The sequence below is a fragment of the Mesotoga sp. Brook.08.105.5.1 genome (genome assembly GCF_002752635.1).
GTDB lineage: Bacteria > Thermotogota > Thermotogae > Petrotogales > Kosmotogaceae > Mesotoga.
Window position 1 is genome coordinate 28,353 of record NZ_AYTW01000027.1, and the last position, 17,451, is coordinate 45,803.

14 protein-coding genes, 1 other RNA gene and 2 pseudogenes are annotated in these 17,451 nt (G+C 45.5%); 12 read left to right on the plus strand and 5 right to left on the minus strand.

The window, feature by feature from the left end; genetic code table 11:
• The first annotated feature begins 37 nt into the window (after window positions 1-37).
• Complete coding sequence (locus V512_RS09435; protein ID WP_099830227.1) at window positions 38-1,585, plus strand: ankyrin repeat domain-containing protein; 1,548 nt, start codon at window positions 38-40, stop codon at window positions 1,583-1,585.
• Between the two features lie 105 nt (window positions 1,586-1,690).
• On the opposite strand, the gene V512_RS09440 is transcribed toward V512_RS09435, so the two are convergent.
• Complete coding sequence (locus V512_RS09440; RefSeq protein ID WP_243392358.1) at window positions 1,691-2,035, minus strand: MarR family winged helix-turn-helix transcriptional regulator; 345 nt, start codon at window positions 2,033-2,035, stop codon at window positions 1,691-1,693.
• A gap of 93 nt (window positions 2,036-2,128) precedes the next feature.
• The gene (locus V512_RS09445) at window positions 2,129-3,508 is read right to left on the minus strand and encodes an MATE family efflux transporter (protein ID WP_099830228.1); all 1,380 of its coding nucleotides are present in this window, start codon (window positions 3,506-3,508) and stop codon (window positions 2,129-2,131) included.
• Between the two features lie 1,509 nt (window positions 3,509-5,017).
• On the opposite strand from V512_RS09445, the gene V512_RS15075 reads away from it, so the two are divergent.
• The 4 genes from V512_RS15075 (at window position 5,018) to V512_RS09470 (ending at window position 8,622) form a co-directional block, all read left to right on the plus strand.
• On the plus strand, window positions 5,018-5,398 hold the full coding sequence (locus V512_RS15075) for an EamA family transporter (protein WP_243392359.1): 381 nt from the start codon (window positions 5,018-5,020) through the stop codon (window positions 5,396-5,398).
• Between the two features lie 23 nt (window positions 5,399-5,421).
• On the plus strand, window positions 5,422-5,805 hold the full coding sequence (locus V512_RS15080) for an EamA family transporter (RefSeq protein WP_243392360.1): 384 nt from the start codon (window positions 5,422-5,424) through the stop codon (window positions 5,803-5,805).
• Between the two features lie 88 nt (window positions 5,806-5,893).
• Window positions 5,894-7,279, plus strand: coding sequence for a TldD/PmbA family protein (locus V512_RS09465; protein ID WP_099830231.1), 1,386 nt, complete (start codon window positions 5,894-5,896; stop codon window positions 7,277-7,279).
• Complete coding sequence (locus V512_RS09470; RefSeq protein WP_099830232.1) at window positions 7,279-8,622, plus strand: TldD/PmbA family protein; 1,344 nt, start codon at window positions 7,279-7,281, stop codon at window positions 8,620-8,622. The genes V512_RS09465 and V512_RS09470 overlap by 1 nt, the downstream gene beginning before the upstream one ends.
• 542 nt (window positions 8,623-9,164) lie before the next feature.
• On the opposite strand, the pseudogene glnA reads toward V512_RS09470, so the two are convergent.
• Window positions 9,165-10,488 (minus strand): annotated as a pseudogene (glnA, locus tag V512_RS09480) (type I glutamate--ammonia ligase).
• 135 nt (window positions 10,489-10,623) lie between these two features.
• On the opposite strand from glnA, the gene V512_RS09485 reads away from it, so the two are divergent.
• From V512_RS09485 to V512_RS09500, 4 genes are all read left to right on the plus strand, one after another.
• Entirely contained in the window at window positions 10,624-12,048 is a 1,425-nt protein-coding gene (locus V512_RS09485; RefSeq protein ID WP_099830234.1) for a phosphoribosylaminoimidazolecarboxamide formyltransferase, read from the plus strand.
• Window positions 12,049-12,093: 45 nt separating this feature from the next.
• Window positions 12,094-12,355, plus strand: an RNA gene (gene ffs, locus V512_RS09490) — signal recognition particle sRNA large type.
• 78 nt (window positions 12,356-12,433) lie between these two features.
• Complete coding sequence (locus V512_RS09495) at window positions 12,434-12,901, plus strand: peroxiredoxin (protein ID WP_099830235.1); 468 nt, start codon at window positions 12,434-12,436, stop codon at window positions 12,899-12,901.
• Window positions 12,902-12,944: 43 nt separating this feature from the next.
• Window positions 12,945-13,448, plus strand: coding sequence for a flavin reductase family protein (locus tag V512_RS09500; RefSeq protein ID WP_099830236.1), 504 nt, complete (start codon window positions 12,945-12,947; stop codon window positions 13,446-13,448).
• Here V512_RS09500 and V512_RS09505 read toward each other — a convergent pair.
• A complete protein-coding gene (locus V512_RS09505; RefSeq protein WP_099830237.1) occupies window positions 13,431-13,904 on the minus strand; it encodes a hypothetical protein in 474 nt (157 codons plus the stop codon). The two genes, V512_RS09500 and V512_RS09505, sit on opposite strands and share 18 nt — an antisense overlap.
• Before the next feature lie 257 nt (window positions 13,905-14,161).
• On the minus strand, window positions 14,162-15,148 hold the full coding sequence (locus V512_RS09510; protein WP_099830238.1) for a coenzyme F420-0:L-glutamate ligase: 987 nt from the start codon (window positions 15,146-15,148) through the stop codon (window positions 14,162-14,164).
• 196 nt (window positions 15,149-15,344) lie between these two features.
• Between V512_RS09510 and V512_RS09515 the strand changes: the two genes are divergently transcribed.
• From V512_RS09515 to V512_RS15385, 3 genes and pseudogenes are all read left to right on the plus strand, one after another.
• On the plus strand, window positions 15,345-15,650 hold the full coding sequence (locus tag V512_RS09515; protein WP_099830239.1) for a hypothetical protein: 306 nt from the start codon (window positions 15,345-15,347) through the stop codon (window positions 15,648-15,650).
• Window positions 15,647-15,949, plus strand: coding sequence for a hypothetical protein (locus V512_RS09520; RefSeq protein ID WP_099830240.1), 303 nt, complete (start codon window positions 15,647-15,649; stop codon window positions 15,947-15,949). Before V512_RS09515 ends, V512_RS09520 begins: the two co-directional genes overlap by 4 nt.
• A 332-nt stretch (window positions 15,950-16,281) precedes the next feature.
• Window positions 16,282-17,280: pseudogene (locus tag V512_RS15385) on the plus strand (glycerophosphodiester phosphodiesterase family protein).
• The last annotated feature ends 171 nt before the right edge of the window (window positions 17,281-17,451 follow it).

Genomic DNA, 17,451 nt, shown 5'->3' on the forward strand with positions numbered 1-17,451 from the left:
CTAGTGATCGTTCACTTCGCGGAAGGAGGATCTAAGTATGAAAAGACTCTTGTTAGTGCTTCTATCAGTACTGCTGTTATCGGTAGTCTCTTTTTCTAGCGTTTACAATAGTGCGTCCAACGGTGACCTGCAAGGGGTAAAGGAAGCTGTCAACAGCGGTGGTAATATTAACGAGCGTGGCTATGCAAACAAAACACCCTTGATGGTCGCAGCGGATTACGGCCACTCGGAAATAGCAACCTACCTTATTGAATCTGGGGCAGACATTTCAACTGTTGACGACAATGGCTATACAGCTCTTCATTACGCTGCGAGAAAGGGTCTCCTCGATGTCGTGAAGATGCTCCTTGAAAGAGGGGCGGACATAAACGCTCATCCGGCCAGTTCGATGTTTTATGAAGGCTATACACCTTTGATCCTTGCCTGTGACAACTCCAAGAACGATGCTACTCTGGAAGTCGTTAAGTATCTTGTGGAGAAGGGAGCCGATCTGGAGAGAGTTGAATATGCTTTCCGCTCACCTTTGATTGCTGCGATATTTTCGAAGGGGACAAATACCGTAGTCTTCCTGCTTGAAAACGGAGCCGATCCAAATCGACCGGCCAAGGACGGAAGAACTCCTCTCTATCTAGCTATATCGGAAGGCCTCCCAATTGAGGGCATAGAAGCGCTTCTAGAACATGGGGCAGATGTGTCTATCGGCAATGAATACTATACGCCGCTTCAACTGGCCGTATCGAAGTCCAATAATGATATTTCGAAAATGCTGATCGAATTTGGCGCCGACTATTCTGGAGTAGATGATTCAGGTAATACCCTACTTCATCGCGCTGCAGGTAAGGGATCTACCAAGAACATCGAGATGTTTGTTGAGCTTGGAATCGAAGTTGATTCAAGGAACTATGAAGGGAAAACTCCTCTGCATATCGCTTCAGAGAACGAGTCCTTGAGAAATGTCAAGCTCCTTATTTCGCTTGGAGCCGACGTCCTGGCAAGAGATAACAATAATCACCTGCCCCTACACTTGCATCTCGCTGTCTACCAAGAAGACAAAGAAACTATTGAGAGCTTGCTTTCTGCGGGTGTCAGTATCAATAACAATGAAGTAGAAAGCGGTATCTCACCGCTTCATATCGCAGCCGCTTATGGAAAGCTAGATATTGTCAAGTACCTCTTAGAAAGAGGCGCGGATGTTTCGATCGAGACAGATGAGGGAATCCTTCCAATTCATTCCGCTGTCGGCCGCAGGGGAAAGACGGAAGTCGTCGATTACTTGCTCGAAAGCGGAGCTGACATTGAGGCCGAAGATAACGAAGGCAGAACGCCTATCTTCTATGCTGTTAAAGACTACAACATGGAAGCGATTTCTTACCTCGGTGAGAGAGGAGCGAATGTCAATCATCAGGATCACAGCGGGAAAACGCCCTCACACTACGCTGTCGAGGACAAATGGGACGCGATCGAAATGCTTACGATCCTGAGCGGATTCGGTTTGGTGCCGGATACAAAGGACAACGCAGGAATGACTCCGGAGGATTATGCTGCATCAGAAGAGATAGTTGGATTCTTGAAAACGCTTTATTGAAGTCTCGGATAAGTCCGCGATCCAAACTACTAAACCGGTGTCTGCCTTGCGCAGGGACCGGTTGTTTGTAATGGGCCATAAGATGTTAACCAAGAAACGTCATTGTCAATCATTGACTCTTCTGGCATTTTGAGCGGCTTTCTGAAGAAGAGAAAACAGGCAATCTCTTTCGCCGTTGGAGAAACCTTCTGTTAGCATTGTTTCATGATCTCTTCCAAGCCTTCCTAGCTCTTGACCAATTCTTATGCCGCTTTCTGTGAGAAACAGCCTGTAACTCCGGCTGTCTGATGGGTCGGTTTTCCTCTTTATATAGCCTGCTTCGGTAAGTTTCTTCATGGCTACAGGAGTAATTCCCTTATCGACACCGAGGATTTCGCTGAGCTCATTCTGGCTTATTCCGTCCTGGACATCAGCACTCTCACAAAGAAGAAATGACCATTTCCCAGTCAAAATTTCTGCATTTCCCTGCTGAAATAGACATTTGCACTGCGCGAAATGCGATATATCCAGCGGCCAATGTACTCTTCTCTATCGAAGGCTGGATCACGCGACGTCCGTTGTGCCTGCCTCAGCACTGAGCTCACTTGAACGGAATATCTTCAGTTCTCTAAGGTAGAAAACCAGCGATATTGCGAAAGCGATCAAATCGGCAAGTGGAAAGGATATCCAGATGCCATTAATCCCTAGAAAGCGCGGAATCACTAGAATCAGTGGTATCAGAATTATTATCTGTCTAAGGAGGGATAAGAAAAGTGCGGGTATGGCCTTGCCAAGAGCCTGGAACATTCCAGAAGCAATAACCTGGATGCCAATGGTCGGGATGGCAAGGATAACAATCCTGAGAGCAGAAATTGTGGGTTCAATAAGCTCGATTTCATCAGTGAAAATCGATATGAGTTGTCTTGCAAAGAAGAACATTATGATTGCCGAGAAAAGGGCGATCAACGTGGTAACTGCGGAGGCCAGTTTGACAGACTCTCTTGCTCGCCTCATTTTTTTGGCGCCGTAGTTGTATCCGACAATTGGAAGAAATCCCTGATTGACGCCGAACATAGGCATTATGAAAACCATTAGAAGTCTGTTGATTACTCCATACACCGCAACGGCAATATCCCCGCCGTAAAATACAAGCGAATTGTTGAGAACCACAGCGAGAAGGCTGCCTGCCACCTGTCTTGAAAATGCAGAAAGACCCACGGAGACGGTTCCCTTCAGGATTGTCCACTCTGGAAGCAAAGAAGCCAGAGAGATTCTCAGCAGACTCTTTCCGCTAATGAAGTAAAAGAGAATATAGATCGAGGTAATCGCCTGAGACAAAACGGTTGCCAGCGCCGCGCCTCTTATGCCCATGTTGAGAGTGAAAATGAAAATGGGATCAAGAATTATGTTAAGAACAGCAGAGATCAACATTGCAGCCATTGCTATCTTTGGTTTTCCTTCTGCCCTAATAACATGGCTCATAGCCATTCCAAAAGAAAAGAAAGCGCTTCCGAGAAGTATTATGCTCAGGTATTCTCTCGCATACGGAATGATGGCTTCACTCGCTCCGAGCAGTATGAGCAACTGATCTATAAAAAAGTATCCCAGCAGGGTCATCGCCAATCCGAAGGCGATCGAGAAAGCCATTACGTTTCCAGCGGCGCGTCTTGCCTTTTCGTGATTCTTTTCACCCAGCGCCCTCGATATAACTGAAGCGCCGCCGATTCCGAACAACTGAGCAAATGCCATAACGAATATTTGAACGGGGAAAGAAATAGATATGCCCGCGATGCCCATCGACCCGACGCCTCTTCCGACGTAAATTGTATCAACGAAGTTGTACATTGCCTGAACAAGCATGCCGATAGTTGCAGGTAAAGAAAGACTGAGAAGAAGCTTTCCAATCCTCTCCTCCCCAAGCATCTTATGTATGTCTTTTGCCATAACTCACCTCTAAGACAGTTGCATATTCAACTATTATAATTCATAGTAGTACCGAATGCTTTCTCTCTCGCTTTCGTGCCGGTAGTTCTGATTCGATTAGAAGCGAGTTGGCAATCGTTGTCCGTAAGCGGTCCACCGTTCTCCGGAGCCGCCGTTGTATGCTTAAAGGCGGAGAACCCGCTGAACGCTGATGAAAAACCACGTTGACCGTCATCGCTTCTCCGTTCTCCGTAAAAGCCACGAAGAAGATTGAAAACAAGATTCAGGATCCGAGTCTGAAATGATTGCCTTATGTTATTCAAAAGACACCACATCGCGTCATGCTGAACTTGTTTCAAAATACTGCTCTCAAGGTTTTTCGAACCTGCACACTGCAACCTCGGTACTTCAAGACCAGATCCCGTACAGAAGCATCACGAGATGACATGACGTGGAAGCATTTCAGAGCGAAACGAGTTTTAATGCTTCTTTTCTTGTTTGCTCTTACCAACAACCAATAACGAACAATTTATTATCGCTCTTTCTTGTAGCACTGCGGAATGACAGTCTTTTCTTACTTCAGGTCATCCTGGCACGCTTCTGGCAAGGATCTCGATCTTTGAAACAGTTGCCAGTGACAAGTTGCGAGTTGTAAGAGCAAAAGCTAATAAACTCTCTAAGTATCTTGAAACGCTCTTCTCGGTGGACGGCGGACCGTTGACGGACAACGTTGTCTCCGTCAGTGACCAGCGGGTCCTTGTTCTTAAGCGAATAGCGGCTCTCAGGACGAGATCCCGTGCAGACCCATCACGGGATGACAAAGAAAGGGATTGATACTAGAGTAATTCGGGATGCCGGCCTTAGGTTATTCGAAAAGCATCGTATCGCGTCATTCTGACACGCTTCTTGTCAGAATCTCGATGAATAGCGCGGAGATCCCGATCAGTTACCCTGAACAGGATCCCCAAACAGGAGCATTTTGGGGCAGGCTTCTCAGGGCAGGCTCTACGGGATGACAGCCGTTTTTTATGTGATTCTGACATGATACCAGCCTGGATCTCGGTTCTCTCGTGAGCGAAGCGACCGTCTCTACCAGCTTTTTCTCGATTGCTCTTCTTGGTGGACGGGTCTTTGCTCTTGGACGGTCAACGGAGAACGGATCTTCATAGCGTTTCTTAGCCCGCGAAGCGGAACTGGCCTCGCCGAAGGCGAGACTGGCCAGGCAAAGCCTGACTGGCCACCGAAGGTGACTGGCTTTCAGATCGCTTCCTGCCGAAGGCAGCCCTGCGTCCGCCGATGTTCTTTCGGCGCCTTGCGTCTTATTCCGCTCTTTCCCATTCTCTTTTCGGAGAACCATTCAACGGCCAAGTGATCTCGCTTGGCACACCTCAACCTGCAATCCCCGACCCCGGTCACGTCGACGACGGCATCGGTAGGGTCGAAGTCTCAATGATTGGCAGCTTGTCAACCAAGAGTGTCTGTTGTATTCTTCTTCCATGGGACTTTACGCTCAATATTTGAGGTGAATTTATGATCCGGGGCAACAAGAAGTCTATTAAGGCCAAGTCGGCATTCTTCCTAGTTATTACGGGTCTTCTTTGGAGTACGGGAGGTCTGTTGATCAAAAATGTAGACTCAAATCCACTTGCGATTTCCGGAATGAGAAGTATTATTGCCTCTTTAGTAATACTTGTAGCTCTCGGAAAACCAAAGTTCACCTGGTCTTTTTCGCAGATAGCCTCGGCTCTAGCCTACACAATCACAGTGATCCTGTTCGTTTCAGCGAATAAAATGACTACAGCTGCAAACGCGATTTTGCTGCAGTCGACTGCTCCCATATATGTTGCGCTTTTAAGCGCCTGGATTTTGAAGGAAGCGGAGTTACTTTCGCTCTGTTCAATGTATTTATGAGACTCCAAAAGGATGGGTCTCCGATGGAGTCTGTGCTGCTAGGAAATATTCTTACTGCCGTTGTTGGAATTCCCTTTCTTATCGGTTCTCTTCCGAGTCTTTCCGGCTGGGTAAACCTTATTATACTGGGTGTTGCACAGCTTGGTTTGTCATATGTTTTCTATTCAGAAGCGATTAAGCATTCTACTGCACTGGAAGCAGTCCTGATACTCATGATAGAACCGATTCTCAGCCCAGTATGGGTCTTTCTCTTCATTGGAGAGGTCCCGGGAAAACTGCCAATGATCGGAGGAGCCATAGTAATTGGAGCGATAACTATCAGATTCATTGCGAGGGGGCTTTCCGGAAAGCCGATAGCGCTGAAATATGCTGCCGCCAGAAGCCTTTTCAAGCGTAATAGACTATAGATTCTTAATCGAGTTTCTAATTACACGTACCTCACAACTCATAATGTTGTAAAATAGTAAGAATACCTAACAAGAATGGAGGTGCATCATGTATTCAGATGAAGCATACTCCGCGGTTATCACTAAGATATTGTCTGGCGGAGCGGATTTTGCAGAAATCTTCCTGGAAGATAGATACACTGGAAGTATAAGCATGGTTCAAGGTGAGGTGGAAGGAAGCGTTTCGGGGAAATTGTTTGGAGCAGGATTGAGAGCCTTTAAGGGGACAAGAAGTATCTATGCTTACACAAACGACCTTTCACTTGATGGTCTTATGAAAGTTGCGGATAGGCTTAAGGCGGTCATTGATCAAGAAAGAGATGTGGATACCGTAATTGATTTCAGAGAGAGAGAGTACGTTGATCTTTGTCCGGTTCTTCATGCACCCGAAAGCATTCCGAAAAAGGAAAAAGTCGGTGTTATGAAGCTTGCTCATGAAGGAGCTTCGACTTTCTCAAGCACAATATCTCAAGTTGTCGTGAATTACATCGAGTATGATCAAAATGTCTGGATCTATAACTCCGAAGGAGTTAAAGCGCAGGATCATCGTTCAAGGACAAGATTGACGATATCCGCTGTTGCTACCAAAAACGGCAATATGGAGACGGGTTTCTATGGTCCGGGAGGTGCAATGGGGTTTGAGTTCTTCAATATCAAGGACCCAAGGGCCGCTGGTGAAAGAGCTGCTCGAATCGCCGACAGGATGGTTAAGGCTGAGTATGCGCCTGCGGGAAAGATGCCTGTCATAATCTCCAATGAATTTGGCGGGGTTATCTTCCATGAGGCATGTGGTCATGCCCTGGAAGCAACCGGAGTAGCAAAAGGGGCGTCGGTCTTTGCAGGGAAACTGGGACAGAAGATAGCAAATGAATGTGTCTCTGCCGTAGACGACCCGACGATACCTAATGCTTGGGGATCGGCAAATGTAGATGACGAAGGGACTCCGACAAGAAGAAATCTTCTAATAGACAAGGGAATCCTCAAAAACTACATGATTGACCGCCTCGGAGCGATAAAGATGAGAATGGAGGTCACTGGAAGCGCCAGGAGGCAGGATTACACATACGCTCCGACATCTCGAATGAGCAACACCTTCCTCCTTCCGGGAGAGTACTATCCGGAGGAAATAATCGCAGCAACAGACTACGGTTTGTACGCAAAATCCCTTGGAGGCGGTTCCGTGATGCCATCCACGGGTGAATTCAACTTTGCAGTAATGGAAGGTTACATGATAGAGAACGGCAGGATAACCAGGCCGGTACGCGGTGCGACTCTAATTGGGAAGGGCGATGAGGTTCTCACGAAGATAGACATGGTCGGTAATGATCTGGCGAGAGGTCAGGGAATGTGCGGATCTATCTCTGGCTCGATTCCCGCCGATGTAGGTCAGCCCACTGTGAAAGTGTCTGAACTGATAGTTGGGGGGCGAAACTGATGGATATCAAGACTTTCGCTGACAAAGCCTTCGAAATCTCCAGAAAGATAGGGTTCGAGGAATCCGAAATATATTACTCAAGCGGTGGAGAATTCCAGCTGAGCTCTCTGAACGGCGAAATAGATTCGTATAAGGATGCCAGTTCGACAGAAGTGTACTTCAGAGGACTTAAGAGCGGAAAGATCGGAGCTGCTTTTTCCGAGGTTCTTAGCGAAGAAGCTGCAGAACTGCTGGTCGATGAGGCTTTTCAGAACTATTCTGTAGCAAGTGGAGAAGATGTATATGTGTTTCACGATGGATCAGGCGATTATGCGCAGTTCGATGGTTATTCAGGAGACTTTCAGAAGAAATCAGTCAAGGAAAAGATCGATACGGTGATCGCGTTGGAGAAATCGGCGCTGGACTACGACAAGAGAATCGTTATGATTCCGACTTGCATAAATGCAGACAGCTGGTCGGAACTTGTTATCGTAAACACCCTAGGTCTTAACAAAACGTATAAGAGCGATTACGGATTTGCTGTCGTTGTGAGCCTTGCGGGAGATGAGAAATCGAAGAAGACGGGCTTTTCCTTTTCACTTGTTAGAAGACCTGAGGAGCTTGATGTCGAGAGAATCGGTCATGAGGCCTCCAGGAGAGCGGTGGAACAGCTGGGTGCTGGAAAAGTCAAGAGCGGAAGGTACAGAGTAATCTTCAGGAACGACGTATTTGGACAGTTATTTGGGACCTTCATGTCAATGTATTCAGCAGATAATGTTCAGAGAGGACTTTCGATTTTGAAGGGAAAAGAGGGAACAGCAATTGGATCAAGCAGGCTGACTGTCTATGACGATCCTTTACTGCCCGAAAGTCCCTATAGCAAGCCTTTTGATGACGAAGGCTTTCCGACTTCCAAGAAAGCGATCGTGGAGAATGGAAAACTTATGACCTTCTTATATGATCTGAGAACTGCGAAAAAGGATGGGAAGAAGTCAACAGGCAATTCAGTGAGAGGAACTCACAGAGCAAAGCCTTCCATTGCTCCCGTCAATACTGTCATTGAGAGAGGAGAGAAGAGTTTTGACGAACTTCTCGAGACTATGGGAGAAGGGATATTTGTGACCGACTTAACGGGTCTGCATTCAGGAACAAATCAGGTCTCAGGGGAGTTTTCTCTTGGCGCCAGCGGGTTCTATGTCAGAAACGGTAAGATCAGTAATCCAATTGAGCAGTTCACAATATCCTCAAACATATTGAAGGTCTATAATGGAATTGCTGAAGTTGGGTGCGATCCAATCTCCTCAATTTATCGTGTTACTTCTCCTTCAGTGCTGGTGGACGAAATCGATGTTGCATCTGAGTGATAAGGGAGGTGCGTTATTTGCCATTATACAGGTTTGTCTGTGAAGATTGCGGTAATGAAGAGAGCCTTCTTCTGAAGATTGACTCTCAGGTGCCCCCTTGCGAGAAATGTGGTGGCAGCCTCTCCAAGCAGATAACCAACATCTCAAGCTTTGGCTGTTCTTCAGGTTCCGAAAGCTGCGGATCCTGCTCTGGTGGAAGCTGCTCTACTTGTGGCAATTGAACTCTTTATGAACACAAGCCCGGGGATCCCCGGGCTTTTTTGTTATCCGGTTTCCAGTTTTGTTTACCTTTAAAGCTCTTTTCAGTTATTCGTTTTTGTAGCTTCCGTTCTGCATTCAAAATCTCTGGCCGATCGCTTTGATTCATATATATTTCGGTTCATTCTGACCCGGAAAGACAACCGAAGAAATTGTCTAGCCTTTGGCCTGCAAGCAGTGTGACCAAGCGTTTACGAGACACCCAGGCATTCTAGGCATCTTCTCACCGATTCAGCTGTCGAGTTCCTTCTTAGATATCGACAATGTTCGAGGCTAGACTTCACCTAGTAGAGCTCAAGATACTTGCTAGTTTCCCAGTCTGTTACCGAAGCACAAAACTCGCTCCATTCGCTTTCTTTAGATCTCATGAAAGTATGAAAGACATGCTTGCCTAGAGTGTCTCTAACAAATTCGCTGTTTTTTGTGAACTCAAGAAATTGCCAGAGAGTGCCCGGAAGGCTTTCTATCATAAGCTCCTTCCTTCTTGATCCCTTCATGTTGAAGATGTTTTCATCTATTGGGACTGGTGGTTCAATACCTTTTTCAATCCCGTCCAGCCCGGCTGCGAGTGTAAGAGCAAGTGCAAGATAGTGATTACATGTGGGATCAAGGCTCCTGAATTCCAGCCTGGTACCTTCTTTTCTAGTCTTGGGAATTCTGATCATCGCACTTCTGTTGCACAGAGCCCAGGAAATGTTTACAGGAGCTTCGTAACTAGGCACCAACCTCTTATAACTGTTAATTGTGGGGTTCGTTATTGAGGTGATTTCTCTTGCATGAAAGATAAGACCTCCAACAAAGTTCAGTGCAAAGGTACTCAGACCGTGTGGACTGCTTGGACTGAAGAAGGCATTCTTGCCTTCAGAAAGGAGTCTCATATGAATGTGCATTCCAGATTCGTTCACTCCTGAAAAGGGTTTGGGCATTAATGTGTCATGAAATCCGTCGGCTATTGCTATTGTCTTTAGCACCCATTTGAAAGTCTGGATATTATCTGCGGTCTTCAATACGTCCGTGTATCTGAAGTCAATCTCGTGTTGTGAAGGAGCAACCTCATGATGTGCAGCCTCAACTTCAAACTCCATTTCTTGTAGCGACATTACAATCTGTTTTCGAACTTCTTCGCCTCCATCGACGGGAAGTAAGTCGAAATAACTCCCTATATCAAGCATTTTGCCAACGGGTTTTCCACAAAAACTATCCCTTCTAACAATGAAAAACTCCGGTTCTGGCCCTGCGAAAGCTTCGAATCCCATCTTTCTCGCTCTTTCGATGACCTTTTCAGTATATACCTTGGATCTCCATCAAATGGAACTTCATCTGGTTTGTACACGTCGCAGATCAGCCTTATCGTATTAGAGTTGCCGTTGTCCCATGGAAGTAAAGCGAAAGTCGATAGATCAGGCCTTAGATACATGTCGGACTCTTCGATTCTCACGAACCCGTCAATTGAAGAACCATCAAACATAGCGCCTTTCTCAAGAATAGTTGGCAGCATCCTTGCGGGCACTTCTACATTCTTCAGCATCCCGTATTGTTTGTTATCTGAAGCCTTGCGAAACCAATTTCCCCAGATCCACTCTTCTGAACCTGCTCTTTTTCGGTCACGTTACCCCCGCGATCCTTGCACGACCCAAGGGCATGTGATACTAAAGTATATGCCTTGTTCAATAAGATTCTTCGAACCAATCGAAAAGTTTTGGAGTACAAATTGATGATAAACTAATCATAGGGAGGTGCCTGATGAATATTAAGCGTGCCTTTATAAGTGTTCACAACAAGTCGGGAGTGGAGAAGATCGCGGGCTATCTTGCCTCTAATGGGGTGGAGATAGTTGCTACAGATCACACCGCGGAATATCTTATAGATCATGGAATCAATGCAATAAAGGTTGCAGACTACACAGGGTTTCCATCAATACTTGACGGAAGGCTTAAGGCGATTCATCCGAGGATAATCGGAGGAATACTTGCGATCCAGGATCTTCCCTCACACATGACGGAGATGAAGGAACATTCGATTCTTCCCTTTGACATAATAATCCTGAACCTCAAGCCCTTTGAGTCTGCAGTGAAGAAATCACCCGATGAGTTGAACCTTTCTAAGGAGATCGATGTGAGTGGACCTGCACTTCTTATGGCAGGTGCCAAGAATCACAGGGATATAGTCGTCATTTCCGATCCGACAGACTATGATGAAGTGATAGAGAGTCTGGAAGAATGTGGCGATGTTCTTCTTCTGAAGAGGAGAAGGTATGCTCTGAAAGCGATCTATGCGGCGATGCTTTATAATTCGTCTATTCATAAGGCGCTCTCTCAGATTTTCGCTTCTGAAAAATATGATTACACAGTCATGGAGCACGTTATGCAGCTTCTCTACGGGGACAATCCCTCTCAGAAGGCATACCTCCTGAAGCTCTCAAAAGAACCCGGCCTGTTGGACGAGGTTCAGATCGGTAATCCTGCTGTGGGGCTGAAGAAGTCTCAGTTGAGGAACATGAATGTATTCATGGAGCTCTATTACTACAGTGATAATATCTCTGTCTTTCTAGACAAGGGAAAGATAACGAAGGTCTTTGCCGGCAAGCTACGTGACGGTTATTCGGAAGGTGGCCCAGACACGATGTTTGCATCTACTTTTGCTATTGATGGAGATACCATCAAGAAGCTTCACGAGGGCGGGGTTGAAGCTTTTGGCGGAGTTTTCGACCGTGATGCAATTCTTGCTGCACGCGAAAGAGATATTATGATACTCACTGCTCCTGCGCACGAAGCGGTGTCTCTCTCAGAAGAGACTTACTCAGGCTTCGGAAATTACTTCGTGAGAGAACTATCATATAAAATGAAGGACTACGATCTTGAGAATGACGATAAGCTTGCTCTTTTCTGTTCTAGAGTGAATAGAGCGAACAACTTATCCATCTTCAGAGAGGGTGAGAGCGCCCTTCTGAAGAGTGGATTGAGCTACACAGAGCTCATGAATTATGACTTTGAGGATCACGACCTTCAGGATTCGGTGATGGCATCAGATAATGATCTTACCGATGAAGTGCTCGCAAGACTCAAGGCCGCCGGAGTTAGAAGAATGATTTTGCCAGGCACAAGAAGAACCTATTCTCATAAGAGTGTACTCGTTCTGGGAATCGACTTTACTAGACTAAACAACTAAGGAGCACTTGAAAGCTGTAGAGTCAGAATATATAATGTAGTTACACCATGCTAGGCGGGGAGCTGGCGGTTCCCTGTACCCGAAATCCGCCATACGCGGGGCCGAATGCCTTCCGAGGCTTTGCCGGTTTGGTGTCGGTTTGTTTGAAGGTGTTGAGGATTGAGTCCTGCGCAATGGGAACTTGCGAACCTGGTCAGGTCCGGGAGGAAGCAGCCATAAGCAAGCACTCCCGTGTGCCGCGGGGCCGCTCAGTCTGAGCCGGATGGCAAATACGGCCAGGTTGTCAATGTCGACGGAGGATGCATGGTGTTTCTTCTATGTATCATGCTTATCATCTGCTAGAATTAATATGACAATTATAGACGGTTATTAGGAGGTATATAGAATGTTGCTTAAGGGAGAAAAGGCAGAAGACTTCTCGCTTTTCGGTTCGGATCTTAAGGAGTATAAACTCAATGAATATCTAGGCAAGAAAGTAGTTCTTGTTTTCTATCCGGGAGCATTTACAAGTGTATGTCAGAAAGAGCTTTGCACATTCAGAGACTCGCTGGCCAACTTCGAGAGTATGAATGCTGTGATTCTTGGAATAAGTATGGATAGTCCCTTTGCCAACAAAGCCTTTAAGGAGCAGAATTCCCTTTCCTTCCAACTTCTGTCTGACGTCGCAGGGGAGGTATCTAGGAAATACGGAGGAGTACACCAGGACTTTTCGGGCGTGAAGGGACTAGTTGTCTCTAAGAGAGCTGTATTCATTGTGAACAGAGATGGCAAGATCGCTTACACGTGGGTCTCAGATGATCCTAGAGTTGAGCCTGACTACACAGAGATCGCGAATCAACTGAAGAGGATTTAACGACAGGGGGATCCCCACGTCGTTTTTGTAATAGGAGGTCAGCATGACTGAATTCAGTTTTCCGGAATACTCGACCGAGCTACTGGAGTATCTTAAATCAGGAAGGGTGCTAATAGGTGTGACAGACGGAGTAGAAACTAACTTGATGACAGTTGCCTGGGGCTTCTTGGGATACACGTGGAATCGTCCTGTATTTATTACCATGATCAGGCCAAGCAGATTCACTCATAATTTCTTCAGGAGCAGTGACGGCTTTTCGGTTAACTTCATGTCGGCGAAGTGGCAAGAGGCACTTAATTTCTGCGGAACAAGAAGTGGAAAATACTTCGACAAATTCAAAGAGACAGGCTTAACCCCTCAAGAGGGAATTTCACCATCGATTGTAGTGGTAGGTGAGGCAGACAAGGTGCTGGAATGTCGTGTCATATCGAAAGAAGCACTAACACCGCTAGCCCTTAATGGAAGTATTGCCAGTACTTTCTATGGTGATAACTCATACCATTCACTCATATTTGGAGAGATTACCGACTCATACACTCTTCCTTGAGTAAATGCCGAGAGTCAAAGTTAGCAGAAGAGACGCTATAAGAATAGACCACAGTACATACGACGACCAATTAGGCGTCTGATGGCTTAGTCTTGAGGAAGAGTCAATGAGAAGAATGTCTCTGGCAAAGATAAGAGAGATAATGGTTTGGAGTGAAGAAAGAAACCCAACGACGAAATTCCATCCCCTTCTTTGGGCAACTATTGCAGCGATATGAGCAAAGATGTAAATTACGAATGAAACTGGAGCCAATGCAACTCCCATGACGAAGACTAGTCTTACGGACTCAGGGTTCTGAAGAACATTATCCGACATTTGATTTGCTATAATAATAAGACTGACCGAAAGCAAACCGACTACCGTAGCTATTGAAGTCAAATGCATGTAGGCCTTTTCTCTTCTTCTGGCCTGCACAACGCTTATCGCTCCATGTTCTCTCTTCTTCAAATCATTCACCCAGACAACAATATTCCAAACTTACGGTCTCTTACAATAAGTTGGCAAAGCTTCCAAAGTAGTACGTATATTGAATCATTTGCGTGCGCATTATTATTATTATACTGCAAGTAATACTAATTATCGAAAGCTAACTAGATCTTTCACTGGAGCCGTCTATCTTAGGTCATTTGAATGGAGCAAATCGATGAATAAGCGACAAATAACATTTTGTCTGCCGGACCGCTCTCTCGAAAAGTCTGTCATTCTACATATGACTAGGTTTGATTGTTTCTTGCAAACGGGACAGATATTAGCAGCGCTAACAATAGTATCAAGTTCGGAATGATCATTTTGATAAAGGACTTGATTGTGACACTTGCAGGATATGTGATTGAATCAAAGTCATACTTGATTTCAGTGTATCTATAATTAAGACCTCGAACAATGCATATGGGCGAACACTCATCAAAGCCACCCATAGCTGTACCTGCAAAAGCAGCAATGGAGTCGACAACAATGTCCATACCACCGGACTTTGGCTTCCCGAACAGATCAGTTCTTGCATGTTCTCTAGATAAAGGATCAATTCCAGAGAAACCAATAGAGACATCAAGTGAACCGGTCTTCCCAACCGATGCTATGGTGTCCGTAATGATTACTGCTGCTTTCTTACCTGTAAGCAGTTCGATTTCTTGACGGATCTTCTCTGCACTCTCACACGGATCTTTTGGGAGGAGAGATACCCATCCTTTCGGAAGATTGGACGCATCTATTCCGGCTTCATCAAGATAGACACCATATTTCCTTATCATGAACACGTTTCTAAAGCTGTCAATAACCTTCTCACTCTTGCTTTGATCAACTGATACCTCCTGCATTCTCTTTCTGATTACCTTGTTCTTTAACACAGACTTGTAAGGGAACACAGCTGATATTCTCCCTTCTCTGAGAATCAATTCTACTTTCGAGGATTGCTTTCCAAAGAGCTTCCCAAGCAGTCTCGCACGTAGCGAGGGCCTTATTTGACTTAGCTCATAACATCTTCCTTCCAGAATTGAAACGATCTTTGAAGTGATGACTATTACATCCCCACTTTCAATTACCTCCCCGGCACTCTCTACTGATCGAAGAATAAAAGATCCAGGTGAAGGATACTCCTTACCGGGCTCGAGTCTTGAAATAAGTCTCACTGGAGTAACGGTTATTGCTGACATGCCGTCTTTCACTTTTGTTACAACGGTTTTGAGAACAGTGCTATCCACTTCAGCATCACCACTCTTTAATAAGGCATGACTTCCCCATCAAGAATCAATTAAGAACAGTTATTCAATCTATCGTACTGAAAAACCCCTATTCGAATCAATAGCCAAACTGACTTGAAATTATCGTAATCGACATCAATGACATTGTACTCTTATTTTAGCTGTCATCCAAAGCAAACATTTGAAGGATTATACATTGAACTTCTTCATAGTTACGCATATCAAAATACAACGTTTGGCAAATTGGTCGGTCCTGACAGTCCTGACGTTTGGTGATTTTGATATTATAAGAGAGATGCGTTTGTGGGAGGTTGTTCTCATTGCGAAGATAGGGGCAAAGATGATGTATCATGTTTTTCTGAAAATGCCTTCGAAGTCTGTGACTTTCATGGTTCTTATGAAGGTTGCCTTCTCTTCATTGACAGTACCTCTAATTGCCCTTTTGCTTGGCTCTCTGTTCTCTTTCACCGGCGGAAAATGGTTTTTGACTGGAGTTTTTTGAGTCTTGCAGAGAGTTTTCCTGGAATAGTCATCGTCTTAACGGTGGCTTTCTTCTGGCTGCTTGGTTTTTCATTTGAACAGAGCGGATTAGTGAAGTTTTCGGCTGCCACACTCAAAGAACGAGAGGATAGAGTAAGATCTGTGCTTGCGAGGATTCTAAGGATTCTTCCCAGACTTCTTGGATTAGCTTCATTTAAAGCGGGGATCTTCCTGTTGTGCATTTTGCCTGCATTGAGGATTCTTCCCGTATTGCAGAGAGCGTTTTCGAGAGAGCTCCCTGTCGAATGTACCCATCTGTAGTTACTAGACCGTTTGGTTGGATTGCAGCGATAATATCACTGATGATAATGATCAGACTTTTTGTCTCCTGGATTTTCGCGATTCACTACGCCGCTCTGGATCGAAAGACATTTGCCGGTGCTCTCAGGGCAAGCACAAGTCTGGTAAACGGCAACAGAAAGAAGGTGTTGCTAAGCACGTTGGCATTCTGGACTCCCTCTCTGCTGCTGATAATCGGTAATTCCTTCGTCTTTAGGATCACGAGAGATTTCGTTATCCGATCGAGCTATGATCCCACATCGATGAATATCCTGAAGCTTTCCATTTTCGCTTCAGCTGAGACAATGACTACTATGGCTGTCTCTATAGGGATATCTATCTTTTATTCTATTTTGACAACCAGGCTCTTCTATGCGATAAAAGAAGGAGAAGCCCTTGATTCTCAAACATTGCTAGGAAAGGATGCTGTTACTGATAGACCTGTTGTGACTCGAAGGCCCTGGCTACTCCCTCTACTAATCATTCTAGTCATTCAGGGAGTCTTCTTCGGATACTTGGGTCGTTTTCTAGTTGTTTCCGAGATTGAACTGCCTTTGGTCACCGCTCACAGAGGAAGTTCATTCAAAGCGCCTGAGAATTCGCTTAGCGCGGTTAGAATCGCAATTGAGGATGGTGCAGACACAATCGAAATCGATGTACAGATGACACGTGACGGAGTGCTTGTTCTAAATCATGATAGGTCGCTATCAAAGGTGGCAAGTGTCGGAGAACGATTCCATAACCTTACCTACGCTGAGATAGCCGAATTTGACATAGGCAGTCGCTTTTCAATCGAGTTTGCCGGAGAGAGAATTCCAACACTGGCAGAAGTTATTCAATGCATGACCGGGATTCCTCCAAGTGTGAAATTGAACATTGAACTTATGGATTATGGTTACTCTCCAGAGATCTCCAGAGCAGCGATAGAGTTAGTCAAGGAGATGGGCTTTGAGAGCAGGGTGGTGATCACGTAAACAAGTAATGAAAGATTGACCGCTGTCAGAGAGCTTGCTCCAGAGATACCTATTGGACTTGTTGTAGGGTATCTGACCAGCCTCGTTTGGTCGGTAGATGTGGACTTCTACAGTGTGTCCACTACAATCTTGAATGATAGATTCATACAGAGAGCAAGATCAATGGGGAGAGATGTCCATGTTTGGACAGTGAACAACACGGATGCAATGAGTCGATACTCATCAATGGGAGTTGCTTCGATAATAACCGACAGACCGGATGCCCTATCTCAACTTCTTCTCAGGAAGGCCGAGATGTCTATCTTCCAGCTTAGAGTTCTCAGTATTTTGATGACTTAACAGGAAACTCCTGACAATACCATAGGTTACAGAGCTCAAAGAAAATGAAATGCTTCTCCAGGGTATCTTTTGTTTATTTTATCTGACGAGAAAGAGCATTTTCGAGAGTTCGTTGCGCTCACGAGAGGACGTGAGAAGAGCCGGTCCCTGTTGAAATAAGACGCAAGGCGC

Bases quoted from the DNA above. Each gene is read 5' to 3' on its own strand.
- V512_RS09495 (WP_099830235.1), top strand. From the start codon at position 12,434: ATGTTGCTTAAGGGAGAAAAGGCAGAAGACTTCTCGCTTTTCGGTTCG.
- V512_RS09500 (WP_099830236.1), top strand. From the start codon at position 12,945: ATGACTGAATTCAGTTTTCCGGAATACTCGACCGAGCTACTGGAGTAT.
- V512_RS09470 (WP_099830232.1), top strand. From the start codon at position 7,279: ATGGATATCAAGACTTTCGCTGACAAAGCCTTCGAAATCTCCAGAAAG.
- V512_RS09485 (WP_099830234.1), top strand. From the start codon at position 10,624: ATGAATATTAAGCGTGCCTTTATAAGTGTTCACAACAAGTCGGGAGTG.
- V512_RS15080 (WP_243392360.1), top strand. From the start codon at position 5,422: ATGGAGTCTGTGCTGCTAGGAAATATTCTTACTGCCGTTGTTGGAATT.
- V512_RS15075 (WP_243392359.1), top strand. From the start codon at position 5,018: ATGATCCGGGGCAACAAGAAGTCTATTAAGGCCAAGTCGGCATTCTTC.
- V512_RS09435 (WP_099830227.1), top strand. From the start codon at position 38: ATGAAAAGACTCTTGTTAGTGCTTCTATCAGTACTGCTGTTATCGGTA.
- V512_RS09445 (WP_099830228.1), bottom strand. From the start codon at position 3,508: ATGGCAAAAGACATACATAAGATGCTTGGGGAGGAGAGGATTGGAAAG.
- V512_RS09465 (WP_099830231.1), top strand. From the start codon at position 5,894: ATGTATTCAGATGAAGCATACTCCGCGGTTATCACTAAGATATTGTCT.